General features: G+C 60.8%; 13 protein-coding genes. All 13 read left to right on the plus strand.

All coding sequences use genetic code 11. The annotated features are described in order from the left end of the window. The first annotated feature begins 77 nt into the window (after positions 1 to 77). The gene (locus B3759_RS05560) at positions 78 to 242 is read left to right on the plus strand and encodes a hypothetical protein (protein WP_291364438.1); all 165 of its coding nucleotides are present in this window, start codon (positions 78 to 80) and stop codon (positions 240 to 242) included. Further along, positions 224 to 1,129 (plus strand): LysR family transcriptional regulator, encoded by a 906-nt coding sequence (locus B3759_RS05565; protein ID WP_291364440.1) that lies wholly within the window; start codon positions 224 to 226, stop codon positions 1,127 to 1,129. Before B3759_RS05560 ends, B3759_RS05565 begins: the two co-directional genes overlap by 19 nt. Before the next feature lie 114 nt (positions 1,130 to 1,243). Continuing rightward, on the plus strand, positions 1,244 to 3,019 hold the full coding sequence (locus B3759_RS05570; protein WP_291364442.1) for an FUSC family protein: 1,776 nt from the start codon (positions 1,244 to 1,246) through the stop codon (positions 3,017 to 3,019). Between the two features lie 100 nt (positions 3,020 to 3,119). Further along, a complete protein-coding gene (gene gltX / locus B3759_RS05575; protein ID WP_291364444.1) occupies positions 3,120 to 4,523 on the plus strand; it encodes a glutamate--tRNA ligase in 1,404 nt (467 codons plus the stop codon). Beyond that, on the plus strand, positions 4,516 to 5,475 hold the full coding sequence (locus tag B3759_RS05580; protein ID WP_291364445.1) for an aspartate carbamoyltransferase catalytic subunit: 960 nt from the start codon (positions 4,516 to 4,518) through the stop codon (positions 5,473 to 5,475). The genes gltX and B3759_RS05580 overlap by 8 nt, the downstream gene beginning before the upstream one ends. Next, complete coding sequence (locus B3759_RS05585; RefSeq protein WP_291364447.1) at positions 5,472 to 6,791, plus strand: dihydroorotase; 1,320 nt, start codon at positions 5,472 to 5,474, stop codon at positions 6,789 to 6,791. Before B3759_RS05580 ends, B3759_RS05585 begins: the two co-directional genes overlap by 4 nt. Positions 6,792 to 6,829: 38 nt before the next feature. Then, the gene (gene plsY / locus B3759_RS05590; RefSeq protein ID WP_180952869.1) at positions 6,830 to 7,426 is read left to right on the plus strand and encodes a glycerol-3-phosphate 1-O-acyltransferase PlsY; all 597 of its coding nucleotides are present in this window, start codon (positions 6,830 to 6,832) and stop codon (positions 7,424 to 7,426) included. Continuing rightward, on the plus strand, positions 7,423 to 8,589 hold the full coding sequence (dprA, locus tag B3759_RS05595; RefSeq protein WP_291364450.1) for a DNA-processing protein DprA: 1,167 nt from the start codon (positions 7,423 to 7,425) through the stop codon (positions 8,587 to 8,589). Before plsY ends, dprA begins: the two co-directional genes overlap by 4 nt. Positions 8,590 to 8,623: 34 nt before the next feature. Continuing rightward, positions 8,624 to 11,332, plus strand: coding sequence for a type I DNA topoisomerase (gene topA / locus B3759_RS05600; protein ID WP_291364453.1), 2,709 nt, complete (start codon positions 8,624 to 8,626; stop codon positions 11,330 to 11,332). Further along, positions 11,329 to 13,374: an RNB domain-containing ribonuclease gene (locus tag B3759_RS05605; protein ID WP_291364455.1), complete on the plus strand. Its 2,046-nt coding sequence runs from the start codon at positions 11,329 to 11,331 to the stop codon at positions 13,372 to 13,374. The genes topA and B3759_RS05605 overlap by 4 nt, the downstream gene beginning before the upstream one ends. After that, on the plus strand, positions 13,371 to 15,149 hold the full coding sequence (locus B3759_RS05610; protein ID WP_291364457.1) for a S41 family peptidase: 1,779 nt from the start codon (positions 13,371 to 13,373) through the stop codon (positions 15,147 to 15,149). Before B3759_RS05605 ends, B3759_RS05610 begins: the two co-directional genes overlap by 4 nt. Then, positions 15,146 to 15,487: a DUF1491 family protein gene (locus B3759_RS05615; RefSeq protein ID WP_291364459.1), complete on the plus strand. Its 342-nt coding sequence runs from the start codon at positions 15,146 to 15,148 to the stop codon at positions 15,485 to 15,487. The genes B3759_RS05610 and B3759_RS05615 overlap by 4 nt, the downstream gene beginning before the upstream one ends. 271 nt (positions 15,488 to 15,758) lie before the next feature. Further along, the coding region (locus B3759_RS05620) for an OmpA family protein (protein ID WP_408736450.1) at positions 15,759 to 16,876 on the plus strand (1,118 nt) is incomplete at its 3' end.

The following is a 16,876-nucleotide window of genomic DNA, read 5'->3' on the forward strand; positions in this document are numbered from 1 at the left end:
GTTTTTGTTTTTTATTGGAACCGTAATGAAATTGTCGAAAATTCGATATTCTCGCTGCAATGTCAGGGTGCTCACGCATGCAGCATGTTTCTGCAACTGGCCGCAAGATTCTACTCGATTCTGCTCTCTGCCATAACTACCCGGCTTTCCTCGATCAGGCGTTTTCCGGTTATGACATCCCATTCTGGGATGGTCGCAACAGACAAGGCGAAGGGAAGATCGGATGTTTCTCCGGCAGTTGAATTATCTGGTCGCGCTTGATCACTTCCGACACTTCTCGCGTGCGGCCGCCCATTGCGGCGTGTCCCAGCCCGCTCTTTCGACCGCCATTCGCCAGCTTGAGCATGAACTTGGTGTGTCCATCGTTCTTCGACGTCATCGTGTTCTGGGGCTTACGCCGGAGGGGGAACGCGTCGTCGCATGGGCACGACAGAGTCTGGCGGCTCTGGATGGGCTGAAGCAGGAAGCAGGGTTCGCGCATAATGTGGCGGGCGGTTCGCTGTCCATTGGAATCATGCCGCCCGCCATACAGATTGCCTCTTTGTTGGCGGAAAGCCTGCGTGCCGCGATCCCGGCGTTGCATCTGGAGGTGACGGTCGTGTCTTCTGCGGAGGTGATGCACGGTCTGTCGGAAGAGCGTTTCAATCTTGGACTGATCTATCTCGACCAATCGACAGCCGTTCCCAACATGGAAGAGCATCCGCTTTATAAGGAGCAGCATGTTCTGGCTGCCGCTCCGGGCGTGAGCCTGCCCGGGCGGACACGTTGTAACTGGTCGCAGGCAGCCGAGCTGCCACTCTGTCTCTTCGACCGGTCGATGAAAAGCCGTCAGATCGTGGACGATGCTTTTGAGAAGGCAGGCGTGCAAAAGCCTGATGTCCAGTTCGAAACCAATGCCCTTGAACTGTTGCATGCCGAGCTGAAAGCGGGACGGCTGGCGTCCATTCTGCCGATTGCGGCGCTGCCACTCAATAGTGAAGGGCAGGGGCTCAACATTCGTCGCCTGGAGCCTTCGCCGGAGGTGCCGGTGGGAGTGATCAGGCTTCGGAAACCACTGGTGAGTGCGCTGATGCGATGCGCCTGGGATACCGTGACCGGACTGGATCTGGGAAGCGCTCTCATGCTTTGAGCGCAACATTATAAGCGCCGTTTATAATTTCATCATCAGAAAGACTTGGACTTTTTTCTCGCTATCGTCTGCTTGCAACGTCACGATCAACTGATGGCAGGAATCTAGATAAACGTGACAACGGCGATGGCAGCGCGGAACTGGAGCTGGCTTTTCGCACCGTCTGCTGCGAATCTCGGTTTCGCTGTGCGCACCTCCTGCGCTGCGATCTTTTCTCTTCTCGTCGCCATGTGGATGGAACTGGGCAGCCCGCAATGGGCCCCACTGACGGTCTGGGTCGTCGCGACCGCCTCCCGCGGTGAGTCGATGTCCAAGGCCCGGTGGCGGATGGTCGGAACGGTGGTGGGCTGCTCCGTCGGCGTGGCTTTGATCGCCTCCTTTCCTCAGCAGGCCGCTATTTTCTTCGTGGGGCTGGCTGCGTGGATCGGCCTGTGCTGTGGCTGCGCCACCTTCTTCGACGGGTTTCGGAGTTACGGCTTTCTGGTGGCCGGTTTCACTACGGCCATCGTCGCGGTGGACGCCATTCCGGATCCGGACGCTGCTTTTTCCGTGGCAATGGCGCGCGGAACATACATCATTCTCGGCATCGTCTGCGAAGGTGTGGCGACGATGATGTTCCTTCCGGACATGGAAGGAAATGCGCGTCGAAACCTCGTGAAGCGCCTGCAAAGTGTCGCCGCTCATACCAGCGCAATGCTTCAGGCAGCGGATTTCTCACGACCTGTGCAGCAGGCTCTTCTCGCTGACATCATGGCGGCGGCGACCCGCATTGAATATGACGTGCTGGAGATGGGGCCGACGACGGGACGGGCGGCGGACCACGCCCGCGCAGCTCTGGCGTCCCTGCTGGCGGCGTTTGCCCGGAGGAGGGCGGACGCCAGTTGGCCCACCATTCAGCGTAGTCTCACCAATGCCGACGGGCATGTCGGGATGATTGTCTCTCCCCAGCGGGGTGATCGATTCCGCTTTACATCCCGTTCCGTGCGACAGGGTGTGGAAGGCATGCGCAACGGTATCCGGGCAGCCGCCGGGATCATGGGCGCGTGGCTGCTGTGGGAGGTCACGGGCTGGCCGTCCGGCATCACCTTCGTCTCCTATGTGGCGCTGGTCTACGGCCTGCTCGCCACGCGGGAAACGCCAACATTGGCAACGGGTGGTTTCGTGCGCGGCGCAATGTGGTGCGCATTCGTGGCGGGAATCTTTGTTGTGCTGGTGGTGCCGGGCGTGACCTCGCCGGAGCTTCTGGCCGGTGCGCTGATGGTGCCGATGGTGGTGGGTGGTCTGGCGGCCCGCACGCCACGGCTGATCAACCACGCCTTTTCGTTCAACATGTTTCTGCCGGTCCTGATCGGCCCTGCGAACACCGGACGCTATGACGAGATTTCGTTCCTGAACGGTACCTCAGCCTTCCTCGGCGCGGTGTTTTTCTCCGCTGTCATGTTCCGCTTTGTGCTGACATTCCGTCCTGATGACCATCTGCGCCGGACCATTGTGTGGGCGCAGCGGTGTCTGCGTGATCTGACCTATCCGACCAGCCGTATGTCAGAGCGTGGCTGGCTGATCATGAACGCGGACAGCATGGTCCGGACGGTGCGGACGGCCCGCAATGTGCCTGATGACGTGGTTTTCGCCCGTTTCTCGCAGCATATGGCGATCATGACGGTCGGCATGTATGTCATCGAAGTGCGCGAACAGGCGCAGAACAAGGCCAGTTCCCCGTGGCTTTCACGCCGATTGCAGGTGTTTCTGCGTCTGTGGCGACAGGATCAGGCGCGCGCGGCGGCCATACTGCCCGTTCTGCTGCGCTATATCGACCGGATGCCGGGCGACCAGACGGAACTGCGCTTCGCTCTTATGGAAATGGTGCGGTTGCAGCCTGCCATTCAGTAGAGCCGCATTCTCCATTAGACATGACAGCCGCGTTTCCTTCAGGAGGGTGTTTCCGAAATCTCCATAGCCGTCCCTCCGGCTCCGTGATATGCACCCGATCATGACCGTTCGTACGCGCTTTGCCCCATCCCCGACCGGGTTGCTGCATATCGGCAACGCCCGCGCCGCCCTCTTCAATTTCCTCTATGCCCGCCATTGCGGTGGCCAGTTCGTGCTCCGCATTGAGGACACCGACAAGGAACGCTCCACGCAGAAAGCCGTGGGCGTGATTTTCGATGGCCTGAAATGGATGGGCCTGACATGGGACGGTGAACCCGTGTTCCAGTCAGCGCGGGAAGATCGCCACAGGGAAGTCGCTCTCCAGCTTCTGGCGGAGGGCAAGGCCTACAAGTGCTTCTGCACGCCGGAAGAGCTGAAGGAAATGCGTGAGGCCGCCGTGGCCGAGGGCAAGCCGCCCCGCTACAACGGCATGTGGCGCGACCGCGACCCGTCCGAAGCGCCTGCCGGTGCGCCGTATGCCATCCGCATCAAGGCCCCGCGTGAGGGCGAGAACGTGATCGAGGATCTCGTGCAGGGCGAGGTCCGCGTGGCCAATGCCGAGCTGGACGACATGATCATCCTCCGCTCCGACGGTACGCCAACCTATCAGCACGCCGTTGTGGTGGACGACCACGATATGGAGATCACCCATGTCATCCGTGGCGACGATCACCTGACCAACACATTCCGTCAGCTGATGATCTATCGTGCGATGGGCTGGGAAGCGCCGCGCTTCGCGCATCTGCCGCTGATCCACGGTCCCGATGGGGCGAAGCTGTCCAAGCGTCACGGTGCGCAGTCGGTCGTCGAATTCCGCGAGATGGGCTACCTGCCGGAAGCGCTCTGCAACTACCTGCTGCGCCTCGGCTGGGGTCATGGCGACGCGGAAATCCTGTCCCGTGATGAGCAGATCCGTCTGTTTGACCTGTCCGGCGTGGGCCGTTCAGCTTCGCGGATGGACTACACCAAGCTGGAACACGTTAACGCCGTCTATCTGCGTGAAGCCGATGACGAGCGTCTGACCAATGACGTCATGGAGCGTCTGGCTGGCCGTGAAGGTGTGGAGACGGGGCCGGAAGTGCGCAAGCGCGTGTTGGAACTGATGCCCGGTCTCAAGGAGCGTGCCCGCACACTGGTCGAACTGACCGGCAGCGCCGCGTTCCTTGGTCGTCAGGTGCCTCTGTCTTTCGATGCGAAGGCTGAGAAGCAGTTGACCCCGGAAAACCGTCAGATGCTTGGCGAACTGGCCCGCGATTTGGCCGTGGTCGAACCTTTCACGGCGGAACCGGTGCATGAAGCGCTCAAGCTGTTTGCTGAAAAGCACGAGCTGAAACTCGGCAAGGTCGCCCAGCCGCTGCGCGCCGCTCTGTGTGGCACGACAGTCTCGCCGGGCATTGATGCTACTGCTGCGGCGCTGGGGCGTGATGAAGTGTTGGCACGGATAGGGGCCGTTCAGAATGGCTGAGGCGTCATCCGGGGGCTCCCGTTTTTTCGGTCCCTCGGACCGACACCTTCTCGGGATTCAGGGGATGCACCCCTCCCGAATAGAACCCATTCTTGATCTGGCCGAGAGCTATGCGCTCCTGAGTCGCTCCCGCAAGACACCGCGGGATCTGCTTCGGGGGCGTACGCTCATCAACCTGTTCTTCGAGGATAGCACGCGCACGCGTACATCCTTCGAACTGGCGGGCAAGCGTCTTGGCGCTGATGTGGTGAACATGTCAGTCGCGCAGTCGTCGGTGAACAAGGGCGAGACCCTGCTGGACACGGCGGCGACATTGAACGCCATGCGGACTGACCTGCTGGTGGTGCGTCATTCCCAGTCCGGCGCGCCTGCGTTGCTGGCTCAGAAGGTCGATGCCGCCGTTATCAATGCAGGTGACGGGACGCATGAGCATCCGACGCAGGCGCTGCTCGATGCGCTGACCATCCGCCGGCATCTGGGACGTCTGGAAGGGCTGACTGTCGCCATCTGTGGTGACATCGCCCATTCCCGCGTGGCGCGGTCGAACATTCATCTGCTGACTTCCATGGCGAACAAGGTCCGTCTGGTCGGCCCTCCGACGCTGGTGCCGCGTTCGATGGCGAGCCTCGGTGTCGAGGTTCATCATTCCATGGAAACCGGTCTGCGTGATGTTGATGTGGTGATGATGCTGCGTCTTCAGAAGGAGCGGATGTCAGGCGGTCTGATCCCCAGCGCGCGTGAGTATTTTCGCTATTACGGCCTGGATCAGCGGCGTCTCGATCTGGCGAAGCCGGGCGCGCTGGTCATGCATCCCGGCCCAATGAATCGTGGCGTGGAGATCGCCAGCCAGATCGCGGACTCCGATCAGAGCGTGATTCGCGAGCAGGTGGAGATGGGAGTCGCCGTGCGCATGGCCGTGCTGGATCGTCTGTCCCGTGGAGGTCGGTCATGAGCGCCTGCACTGTTTTCGAAAATGTGCGTCTGATTGATCCCGCGTCCGGACTGGACAAGCCGGGACGGCTTCTGGTCCGTGACGGTATGATCGTGGGACATGATCTGCCGGACGCGGAAGGCAAGCCGGAAGGTGCGGAAATTGTAGACGGGCAGGGCGCTGTTCTCTGTCCCGGCCTTGTCGATATGCGCGTCGAGATTGGTGAACCGGGTCACGAATATCGCGAGACGGTCAAATCGGCTTCTCGCGCTGCCTTTGCGGGCGGTGTGACCACGGTCGCCGTGCTGCCCACCGGGTCTCCGCCCATAGACGATCCCGCCATGGTCCGGATGCTGCGATTCCGCGGCGAGGAGCCGGATTACGTCTCGATCCTGCCGTATGGCGCGCTCACCAAGGGCTGCCAGGGCGCTGAACTGGCCGAGATCGGTTTGCTGTCCGAAGCTGGTGCGGTGGCCTTCACGGACGGTAACCGCGCCATCGCCTCGGCGCGTCAGATGAAACTGGCGCTGACCTACGCGCAGGCTTTTGATGCGCTGGTGGTTCAGCATCCGGAAGAGCCGACACTGGCTGGCGGTTGCGCGACGGAGGGCGAACTGGCCCTGCGTCTCGGCTTGCCCGGTATTCCGACGGCGGCTGAAGCGATCATGATCGCCCGTGACATTCGGTTGGTGGAGATGACTGGTGGTCGTCTGCATTTCGGCCATGTCTCTACGGGCGAGGGCGTCGAACTGATCCGGCAGGCAAAGGCACGCGGCATACGTGTGACCTGTGACACAGCGCCTCAGTATTTCGATCTCAACGAGACGGCGATCGGTGACTTCCGAACCTACGCCAAATTCTCGCCACCGCTGCGCCGCGAGAATGATCGTCTGGCCATCTGCGCGGCTCTGGCCGACGGGACGATCGACGCTATTGCCTCCGACCATGCGCCGCGTGACCCGGACGACAAGCGTCTGCCGTTCGCGCAGGCTTCGGCTGGCGGCACCGGACTGGCCACGCTGCTAGGTGTCACTTTGACGCGCTATCACGACGGCACCCTGTCGCTGAGTGACGCGCTGGCGCTGCTGACGTGCAGGCCCGCGGCCCTGCTTGGTGTGAGCGGTGAGGCTGCACGTAGTGGTGCGCGCCCTGTCGGAACACTCGTCGCCGGAGCGCCAGCGGATCTTTGTCTGTTTGATCCCGACCGGGCTTGGCAGGTGATTGCGGGCGAACTTCCCGGTCACGCCCAGAACACGCCGTTCGACGGCAGGGCGCTGGAAGGGAAAGTCATGGGCACCTGGAAGAACGGTCGCCGGGTCTTCGGAGGTGCTGCGTGAATTTTTTCGAGTCGTCCGGCACGTTGCTGGCGGGTGTCATGCTGCTTTCCTACATGCTGGGAAGCATCCCTTTCGGTCTGCTGCTGACGGCAGCGTCCGGGCAGGGCGATATCCGTCAGATTGGTTCGGGTAATATCGGCGCGACCAACGTTCTGCGCACGGGCAACAAGAAGCTGGCCGCAGCGACACTCTTTCTGGATGGTCTGAAAGGTGCGCTCGCCGTGCTGATCGCATGGGTGATGACGCCGCCGGAGCTTGGTGATCGTGCCGCGTCTCTGGCGGCAATCTTTGCCGTGCTGGGGCACTGTTTTCCTCTCTGGCTTGGCTTCAAGGGTGGAAAAGGCGTGGCTACGGGACTCGGTGTCGTGCTGGCGATGTCGCCACTTACGGGACTGGCCTGCTGCCTCATCTGGCTGATCGGCGCGAAAGTGACGCGTATTTCCTCAGCCGGAGCACTGCTGGCCTTCGCCTGCATGCCTGCGATCCTGTTTTTCCTGAACGGGCACTCCTTTTCAGGATCGGAAAAGCCGCTGGCTGGTGTGCTGGTCGCCTTCATCATTTTCATGCGGCACCGCACCAATATCGCCCGGCTTCTGAACGGGACCGAGCCCAGAATCGGCCAGTCGTCACGGTGAACGACGACGGGCGGCTGAATCCCGATCTTCCGGCGCTTCTGCGGCTGGCCCGCACCGAGAATGTCGGGCCGGTGACATGGCGTCGGCTTATGCACGATCATCCGTCTGCGGAAGAGGCGCTGGCGGCATTGCCGGAACGGGCGCGGCGCGGTGGTCGCAAAGGGCCGCTCCGGATTCCTGAACAGACAGAAATTGAACGTGAGATCGAGGGCGTCCTGTCGCTTGGCGGCAGGATCATCACCCTGTTCGATCCTGATTATCCGCCACTTCTGGCCGAACTGCCTGATTCGCCGCCCATTCTTTCAATGCTCGGTAATCCGGCCTGCCTGTCGGCTCAGCGCAGTGTGGGAATCGTGGGGGCACGCAATGCTTCCGCGGCAGGAATGCGGTTTGCGGAAAGTCTTGCGACCGAACTGTCCCATGCCGGGATCACGGTGATTTCCGGTCTGGCTCGCGGGATCGATGCGGCGGCGCACCGGGGCGCGCTACATGGTGAATTTCCTGAATGGGGCAGTTCGGTCGCCGCGATCGCAGGCGGGCTGGATGTTGTCTATCCGGCGGAAAATGCTGCCCTGCAGGCATTGCTTGCGGAAAAAGGTGCAGTGGTGACGGAAGCGCCGCTTGGCACTCAGCCTCAGGCGCGGCACTTCCCCCGACGTAATCGTCTCATTGCCGGTTTGTCCCTTGGCACGGTCGTTGTCGAAGCCGCGATGAACTCGGGCAGTCTGATTACAGCGCAACTTGCAGATCGGTACAGCCGTGCTCTTTTTGCAGTGCCGGGATCACCACTCGACCCGCGCTGTCGGGGCAGTAACGATCTTTTGCGCACCCGCAATGCGCATTTGGTCGAAACGATTGAGGATATCCTGCCTTATCTTCGCCATTCTCATGCGGCAGCGGAACAGATGTTACCCGGGTTTGCTGAGGCTCAGGAGGAATGGGGCACCCCCTCCATGACGGGCGATGCAGGCCTTGATCGTGTGAGAAGAATGATTCCTTCACTTATCTCATTCACACCGGTCCCGGTTGACGATCTGGTGCGGCGCTGTCAGGTCTCGGTCTCGGCGGTTCTGACGGTGCTTACCGAACTTGAGCTTGCCGGCCGGGTGGAGATGCTGCCCGGAGGAGCTGTTGTCCAGTTGATGCCTGACGGAACGGGGTGATTCTTTCTCCCCACCGGTCTGGCGCGGAGAGAGCATGACTGACGTCGTCGTGGTTGAGTCGCCTGCCAAGGCGAAGACGATCAATAAATATCTAGGTGACGGTTATACCGTTCTCGCCTCGTTCGGACACGTCCGTGACCTGCCGCCGAAAGACGGGTCCGTTCTGCCGGATGAAGATTTCGCCATGAAGTGGCAGTCCGATGAGCGTGGCCAGAAGCAGGTTGCGGCCATCGTGAAGGCCCTGAAGGGCGCGCATACACTGTATCTCGCCACTGACCCTGATCGGGAAGGTGAGGCGATTTCCTGGCACGTCAAGGCCATGCTGGCCGAGAAGAACGCGCTCAAGGGCGTGAACGTCCAGCGTGTGACGTTCAACGAGATCACCAAGGGCGCCATCAAGGAAGCGATGGCGCATCCGCGTGACCTCGATATGCCGCTGATCGAGGCCTATCTCGCCCGTCGTGCGCTTGATTATCTTGTCGGCTTCACACTCTCGCCCGTTCTGTGGCGCAAGCTGCCCGGCTCGAAGAGCGCCGGTCGTGTGCAGTCTGTCGCCCTGCGTCTGATCTGCGAGCGTGAAGCTGAAATCGAAGTCTTCAAGCCACGGGAATACTGGACGGTCGGCGCGACATTCCTGACGCCTGCCGGTGCGCCTTTTACAACCCGCCTGACGCATCTGGATGGCAAGAAGCTCGACCAGTTCGACCTCGCGAATGAAGAACAGGCTTTCGCCGCACGGGATGCGGTGCTGGCTGGCACGTTTGCGGTCAAGTCCGTCGAACGCAAGAAGGTCAAGCGCAATCCGCCCCCGCCGTTCACGACGTCCACTCTCCAGCAGGAGGCCTCTCGCAAGCTGGGCATGGGTGCGCAGAACACCATGCGGACAGCGCAGCAGCTCTATGAAGGCATCGATCTGGGTGGCGAGACGGTTGGCCTGATCACCTATATGCGTACCGATGGCGTCACGATGGCCGGAGAGGCAATCGCTGATATCCGTCGTCATATCGGCAAGGATTTCGGCGCAAATTATGTGCCTGCCCAGCCGCGTGTCTATTCGACCAAAGCCAAGAATGCGCAGGAAGCGCATGAAGCCGTGCGCCCGACCGATGTCAGTCGCACACCGGCTTCAGTCGCCAAATATCTCAGTGACGAGCAGCGGCGTCTGTATGAGCTGGTGTGGAAGCGCGCTGTCGCAAGCCAGATGCAGTCTGCGGAACTGGATCAGGTGGCTGTCGATGTGGCCGATCAGCCCGGCAAGACCGTGCTGCGTGCAACTGGCTCGATCATCGCCTTCGATGGCTTCCTGAAACTCTATACGGAAGGCCGGGACGAAAGCGACAAGGCGGCTGACGACGAAAGCCGTATGCTGCCGCCGATGAACGAGCGCGACCCGCTCAAGCGTGGCGATGTGGAGGCTGAACAGCACTTCACCCAGCCGCCACCGCGTTATTCGGAAGCGTCGCTGGTCAAGAAGATGGAAGAGATTGGCATTGGTCGCCCTTCCACCTACGCTTCCATTCTGACGGTTCTGAGAGACCGTAACTATGTGCGTCTGGAAGCCCGGCGCTTCATGCCGGAAGATCGCGGACGACTGGTCACGGCGTTCCTCGTCTCCTTCTTCGAGCGTTATGTCGATCCGCAGTTCACGGCGGGTCTTGAAGAGCAGCTTGACGATATTTCTGCTGGTCACGCTGACTGGCGCAAGGTGATGAGCGCCTTCTGGCAGGCCTTTTCCGCTGCGGTCGCGCAGACAAAAGACCTGACCATCACCGAGGTCATCGACGCACTCGATCAGGATCTCGGCTCGCATTTCTTCCCGCCGACGACGGACGGAACCGATCCGCGAGTCTGCACGTCCTGCGGCACTGGCCGTCTCGGGCTGAAACTCGGACGCTATGGGGCCTTTATCGGCTGCTCCAACTACCCGGAATGTCAGTACACCCGGAAACTGGCCGTCGAAGGCGGTGAGGGTGACGGCAGCGAAGAGCTGAAAGACGGGATGAAGCTGCTTGGTCAGCATCCGGTCACCGGTGAAGACATTGTGGTCAAGCGTGGACCCTGGGGGCTTTATGTCCAGCAGGGCGAACCTAACCCCGAGGACAAGAAAGCCAAGCCGAAACGCGCTTCTCTGCCGAAGGGGCTGAGTCTGGAGAATCTGACGCTGGATCAGGCGGTCGGACTTCTCAGCCTGCCCCGGATTGTGGGCATTCATCCGGAATTCAATGAGCCGATCGAAGCTGGGCTGGGACGTTTTGGTCCGTATGTGAAAATGGGCGCGATCTACGGTTCGCTCGACAAGGACGATGACGTTCTGACGGTCGGGTTGAATCGGGCCGTGGACGCGCTGGCCAAGAAGATCGCCTCGATCCGTAACCTTGGGCCGCATCCGAAGGATGGCGAGCCGGTCATGGTGCGCAAGGGCCGGTTCGGGCCGTATGTCCAGCATGGTCAGGTTGTCGCCAATCTGGCGCGTGGCGAAAGCATGGATGATGTCACGCTGGATGGCGCTCTGGAACTGCTGGCTGAGAAGGGCAAGCCTCTGAAACCGAGAGGCAAGGCAGGCGCAAAGAAGACGACCAAAGCGGCTGCCAAGACCACAGCGAAGAGCAAGGCCAAGGCGGAGGGCGATGCCGAGAAGCCTGCAAAAAAGGCGACGAAGGCGAAAACCACCACTGCGGCAAAAAAGAAGCCTGCTACCCGGAAGAAAGCAGCGACTGCGAAAGATCAGACGTCCGCTGAATGAGGGCTCAGACAGCGACATCCCTGTCCTCGGGCGTAGGTCTGCCGGACAGGGATGTTCTGGCGCAGACCCTGCGGGAGACCTCTGTGCCGTTGACCGCCGGGCAATTGCTTCGTCGGCTTGGGCTACCGCCTGATCGCAAGAAACAGGTGCGCGCCGTGCTGCATGCGATGGCGCTTGACGGCGTGTTTCGGGAAGAGGCCCTGCTCGGAAAGCTGCGTGGCGAACCGGACCTGCCTCTGCTGGCTAAAGTTGTCATCACGGGGCAGGACCGGCACGGTGCGCCGTTCGGCAGGATTGCGGCTGGCGAAGTACTCGGCAGGCGGGCTATGGCGAAAGGCGGTCAGCCAATCGTGTTCGTGCATCCACCTCCCGCAGATGAACCGCCCCTTGTGGCAGGAGCGCGTGTGCTGGCGCGCCTGCGGTCTGTTGGCACGAGCCGCTATGAAGCCCGTATACTGAAGCGACAGGAACCTGTCTGTTTTGTCGGTATTTTCGACGGGGATGAGGTGCGGGCGTGTGACCCGCAGAGCGCCTGTCGCCGCACGGTTCCGGCAGAAAACCGCCTTAGTCTGAAAGAAGGCGATTTCGTTCAGGCAGATAATAATGGCTGTATCCGGCAATGTTTCGGCAAGCTGGATGCCCCCTTGGCTGTCGCGGATATGGGGCGCGCTGAATACGGCCTTCCGGAGGCGTTTCCATCGGACGTGTTGTCCGAGGCGCTGCGACTGACCGCGCCTGAAGCGGGGCCGCTCCCGGCCGGTCGTAAGGATTTCCGCTCGATTCCATTCGTGACAGTCGATGGCCCGGATGCCCGTGACTTTGATGACGCCATTTGGGCAGAGCGTGAAGGCGAGGGTTTTCGGGTGCTCGTCGCCATTGCGGATGTCTCCCACTACGTCACGCCTCATTCAGCGCTCGACAAGGAAGCGTGGCGACGCGGACATTCCGTCTATTTTCCGGACGGCGTGGTGCCGATGCTGCCCCCGCGTTTGTCGGAAGATCTCTGTTCGCTTCGGCCAGACGAAGAGCGGTTTTGTGTTATTTTCGACATTCGTTTCAGTGCCGACGGGCTCCCGACACACATCCATATCGACCGTGGTGTCATGCGGAGCTGCGCTCGTCTGACCTACGAGCAGCTTGAGGCAATGCGAGAAGGCAGACTGCCTGTCCTGCACGACGATCTGGGGCGTGCGTGGGTTGATACGCTGTATGCGGCGCATGAAGCGTTGCGGGCGGCGCGTATCCGGCGTGGCTGTCTACAGGTTGCAGACAGGGATCTGCTTCGTGTGGAACTGGACAGGCAGACCGGGCGTTTAAGTGTTTCGGATAGCCGTCCACTTGAAAGCAGGCATCTTGTCGAGTCCTTCATGATTGCAGCTTGCCATGCCGGTGCACAGGTTTTGCGTGACAAGGGGAAAGCCGCGCTTTTCCGGTCTCATGCCGATGCCCGCGCTGTGGCGGATGTGCCACGTCTGCCCGCTGTTTACGCCGCTGAACCAGCGCATCATGCGGGCCTGCAACTGGATGTTTACGCGCATCTCACCAGCCCTATTCGTCGGTATGCTGATCTGACAAATCACCGGATGCTTCTGGAAGCGATTGCTCCGGAAGGGCAGCCTGCACAGGCGACCTCTGCTGATGACCGGGATCTATTTGCGCTGGCTGCCCACCTGACCGTGACCGAGGCCCGGGCCGCCGAGGCTTCCACGGCGACGCGGCAACGTCTGCTGGCGCTGTGGTTATGTCAGGATCAGGAGAGGATCTGGACCGGCCATGTGACTGGTGCGACCCCGGATGGCGCTCTGGTCACATTGACGGAAACGCAGACAACCGGTCTCCTTCCCTTCAGGGAAAATGCAGACCGAAAAATGCTTTCGGATTCGTGTGGGGGAAGTGAAGCGTGTTCTGGCGCAGCAGCGTCCTCTCCGGAGGCATGGGCACTCTTTTCCCTGCGAAAGGGGGCCGTCGTGCGTGTCAGAATCGCCGGTCTGTCACGCGACGTCTTTCAGTGCATCTTTCAATGCGCAGGGTTTTCCGCATGAGAAACCCGCGTCTGTCCGTGATGCTTTCTCCAAACCATCAGGGTTTCCGTAAACTTCGGCCAGTGATTCTGCCTCTGGCTGTCGCTGTATGGCTGCTGACTACGGCTGTCTGCGCCTACGCGGCAGCAACGCCGGAAGAGGAAAAGGACGGGGCGCGTGGGCCCGCTGTTCCGGTTGTTGGTCAGAAGGATGCGGTCAGGGAGACAGCCGTACCACCGAATGAGATCGCTGTCGGGGAACAGGCGGCAGAACAGAAGGACGCTCCGCCACGATTGAACACCAGTCTCATGCGAACGGTCATCCAGACAGCGCTGGAGTTTTTACAGCCCCGAACTCTTCATCCCTACGATGCGCGTCAGCTGTGTCTCTGGGGACTTGGAGGCATCAGCGCGCTGGATCCGGCCCTGCGCGTTGTAGAAGTGCCGGATGGCATTCAGCTCATGCAGGGACAGTCAGTTGTTCTGAAGCGTCCTGCGCCTGTAGCGAACAGCTCAAGGGACTGGGCTGCACTCACGACCGATTTCCTCCTGTCTGCTACCGAGCATTCATCGGTTCTGCAGAGCGTGCAGGGCGACGGGCTGACCCAGAGCTTCTTTGACGAGCTTTTCAATCATCTCGACCCGTATTCCCGTTATGTCAGCCCGACACCCGCTGAAACCGATCGTACAGTGCGGAGTGGCGGTAATGCGGGAATCGGCATCACGATTGATGAACAGACGGTTCCTCCGTCAGGCCGGAACAGAACGGCGTCACGTCATCTGATTGTAAGCGCTGTCAACACCAATGGCCCCGCATGGCCGGCTGGTGTCGATGTCGGTGAAAGGATCGTGGCCGTTGACGGGCACAGTGTGGTGGGACGGTCGGTCGAGCAGGTCAACGCTCTTGTCGCCGGTGCTCCCGGAAGCAGTGTGTCGGTGCGGTTTTATTCCCCGACGCTGAAACGCACACGCACGCTGCAACTGCGACGGGAGAGAATTCCGCCTGAGACGGTCTTCGCTTTCAGCGCCGGGCCGTTGGTCATCATTCGCATCACCTCCTTTTCTTCCGAGACTGCGGAGGAAATGAGCCAGTATCTCGATCAGGCGACACAGGACCGCCATCTGCGCGGAATCCTTATCGACCTGCGAGGCAACAGGGGCGGGGTGCTGCAACAGGCTGTCACCGCTGCGGCCCTCCTGCTGGACAATGGCGTGGCGGTTGTCACCAAGGGACGTGATCCGCAGGCGAATCATGTCTGGGCCGTGCAGGGCGGCGACATGACGAATCATCTCCCCGTCGTTGTTCTGGTGGACGGTCGCACGGCGAGTGCTGCGGAAATTCTTGCGGCGGCTCTGGCTGATCATCACCGCGCCGTGGTGGTGGGCAGTTCAACAATGGGGAAGGGACTGGTGCAGACCGTTGCCCAGTTGCCCGATCGTGGTGAACTGTTCGTGACATGGAGCCGCGTGATCGCGCCATTGGGCTGGCCACTTCAGGGACTGGGCGTAATGCCACAGGTCTGCACGAGCCGGGGAGCTGCGGACACGGAGAAGCAGATGGCTGCTCTGCGGGCAGGCCATACGCCGGACGACGCATCCGTGGGGCAGTCACGCAGTGTTCGCTATCCGGTGCCAGTTTCCCGCATCCTTGAAATCAGGAAAACCTGTCCGGCGGCGCTCGGAGGCGATCTTGATCTGGATGTTGGACGTGACCTTCTCGAGACACCGGCTGCCTACAGGGCTGCTCTTTTCATGATTCCCGATGAGGCGGATACGGCAGGAATGGAAGCTGAATGAGCGCAGAACACCGTCTCAGGACCGGTTTATGGGTCAGCGCCGTGTTGCGACAGGCCAATTCCGCTGGATGCCCAGCATTTCGTCGTCGTCGTGGAGATGAGGATGCGGGAGGCGTTCTAGCCATCCTCACCTCGCGTGACAGAAAAGCTGTCGTGCTGGCCCAGACTCGTGCGCCGGATGGTTCCCCTGCATGGATAAGGGGGAGCGGCGCTGAGCCTGTCGATGAGGCGACTGCGGAGGCCTATGTGGACAGACAGGTCGGGCGTGATCCGGATCTGTGGGTCCTTGAATTTGAAACCGAGGATCTAACGCCTCCCTTCGAGGCCGTCTTGCTTTAACCCTTCAGGCGTTGCATGAGAGCCACAGATGCATGGTAAGCCGCTCGGCGCATGCAACCCCCCGGCGCTCTCCGGGTTTGCAGACATGTTGAGAAAACGGCGCTAAATGCCGGATGACTGAGCAGAATTTTCAGAGTTAAAAGTCTTGTGGACGGTGTTGCGAGTTGCGCGAAGGCTTGGTTTCGGCAAAACAAGGCCATGTGATAGTGCAGTGACATTGCACCGGGTCGAAGCGTCCGGTCGATATCGGTGCAGATGTGAGGAGAACATGATGAAGCTGCGTAACGGGTTTCTTACGGGATCAATCCTGTCGGCGCCGCTTGTCGTCCTCGCTTTGTCCGCCGCTGCTTCCGCCCAGCCTGTGCAGGGTCTGTATATTGCGGGTGAGGGTGGTGCGACTTTCAATCAGGACCAGCAGGTCCGTCTGACTCATAACATGCCGAGCGGACGCGACACTTGGAAAACAGGTGCTGTCGGCATAGGCTCGATTGGTTACGGTTTGGGTAACGGCTTCAGGGTGGAACTTGAAGGCAATTACCGGAACATGGATTACCATCGGCTTTCCTCCGCCACTGTGGCCACAAAGGGCGATGGGCGTCGCCAGACGTCCGGTCTGATGGCCAACGCCCTGTTCGATCTGGATATCGGTAAAAGCTGGCTGTTCCCGTATTTCGGTGCCGGTATCGGCTACGGCTGGACCCATATGCATACGAGCATCACGGGCCTCGACCGCTCCCTATCCGAGGAGGTGCGGGGCACTCATGGTGGCTTTACCTATCAGGGAATCTTCGGTCTCGCCTTTCCGGTGCCGTGGGTCGTCGGACTTTCCGCAACAGCCGAATATCGTTTCTGGACCATGCTCGCCCCGCAGGGTTTCCATGCAACGGCGCTTGGCACGGTTGGCGGCCGCAATACGGTCAAGGAATATGGGCTGGCCGAAAATAACCGCAGCACGGCAACGGACTTCAATCATTCCCTGATGCTGGGCCTGCGTTACGAGTTCAATCCAGCACCGCCCCCTCCGCCACCTGCGGAGGTCAGTCCGGCACCGATGCCAGCAGCGGCCAGAACCTACCTTGTGTTCTTCGACTGGGATGAGGCTGGTCTTAGCGACCGGGCACGGTCGATCGTCGCCGTGGCTGCTCAGGCGTCCGGGCATACGGCTCTGACCCGTATTCAGGTTTCAGGGTATACAGATACCTCCGCCGCCCATCAGGGACCGCGTGGTGAGCATTACAATATGGAACTCTCCATCAAGCGCGCCGAAACGGTCAAGGCGGAGCTGATTCGTGATGGCGTGGCTGGTTCCATCATTGATGTGCAGGGATATGGCCAGACTCATCTGCTGGTTCCGACCGGTCCGAACGTGAGAGAACCTCAGAACCGGCG

The sequence above is a fragment of the Acetobacter sp. UBA5411 genome (assembly GCF_002409645.1).
Taxonomy (GTDB): Bacteria; Pseudomonadota; Alphaproteobacteria; order Acetobacterales; family Acetobacteraceae; genus Acetobacter.

Coding starts and splice junctions, on each gene's coding strand:
- B3759_RS05560 (WP_291364438.1), top strand. CDS start 78: ATGCAGCATGTTTCTGCAACTGGCCGCAAGATTCTACTCGATTCTGCT.
- B3759_RS05565 (WP_291364440.1), top strand. CDS start 224: ATGTTTCTCCGGCAGTTGAATTATCTGGTCGCGCTTGATCACTTCCGA.
- gltX (WP_291364444.1), top strand. CDS start 3,120: ATGACCGTTCGTACGCGCTTTGCCCCATCCCCGACCGGGTTGCTGCAT.
- B3759_RS05580 (WP_291364445.1), top strand. CDS start 4,516: ATGGCTGAGGCGTCATCCGGGGGCTCCCGTTTTTTCGGTCCCTCGGAC.
- B3759_RS05585 (WP_291364447.1), top strand. CDS start 5,472: ATGAGCGCCTGCACTGTTTTCGAAAATGTGCGTCTGATTGATCCCGCG.
- plsY (WP_180952869.1), top strand. CDS start 6,830: ATGCTGCTTTCCTACATGCTGGGAAGCATCCCTTTCGGTCTGCTGCTG.
- topA (WP_291364453.1), top strand. CDS start 8,624: ATGACTGACGTCGTCGTGGTTGAGTCGCCTGCCAAGGCGAAGACGATC.
- B3759_RS05605 (WP_291364455.1), top strand. CDS start 11,329: ATGAGGGCTCAGACAGCGACATCCCTGTCCTCGGGCGTAGGTCTGCCG.
- B3759_RS05610 (WP_291364457.1), top strand. CDS start 13,371: ATGAGAAACCCGCGTCTGTCCGTGATGCTTTCTCCAAACCATCAGGGT.
- B3759_RS05615 (WP_291364459.1), top strand. CDS start 15,146: ATGAGCGCAGAACACCGTCTCAGGACCGGTTTATGGGTCAGCGCCGTG.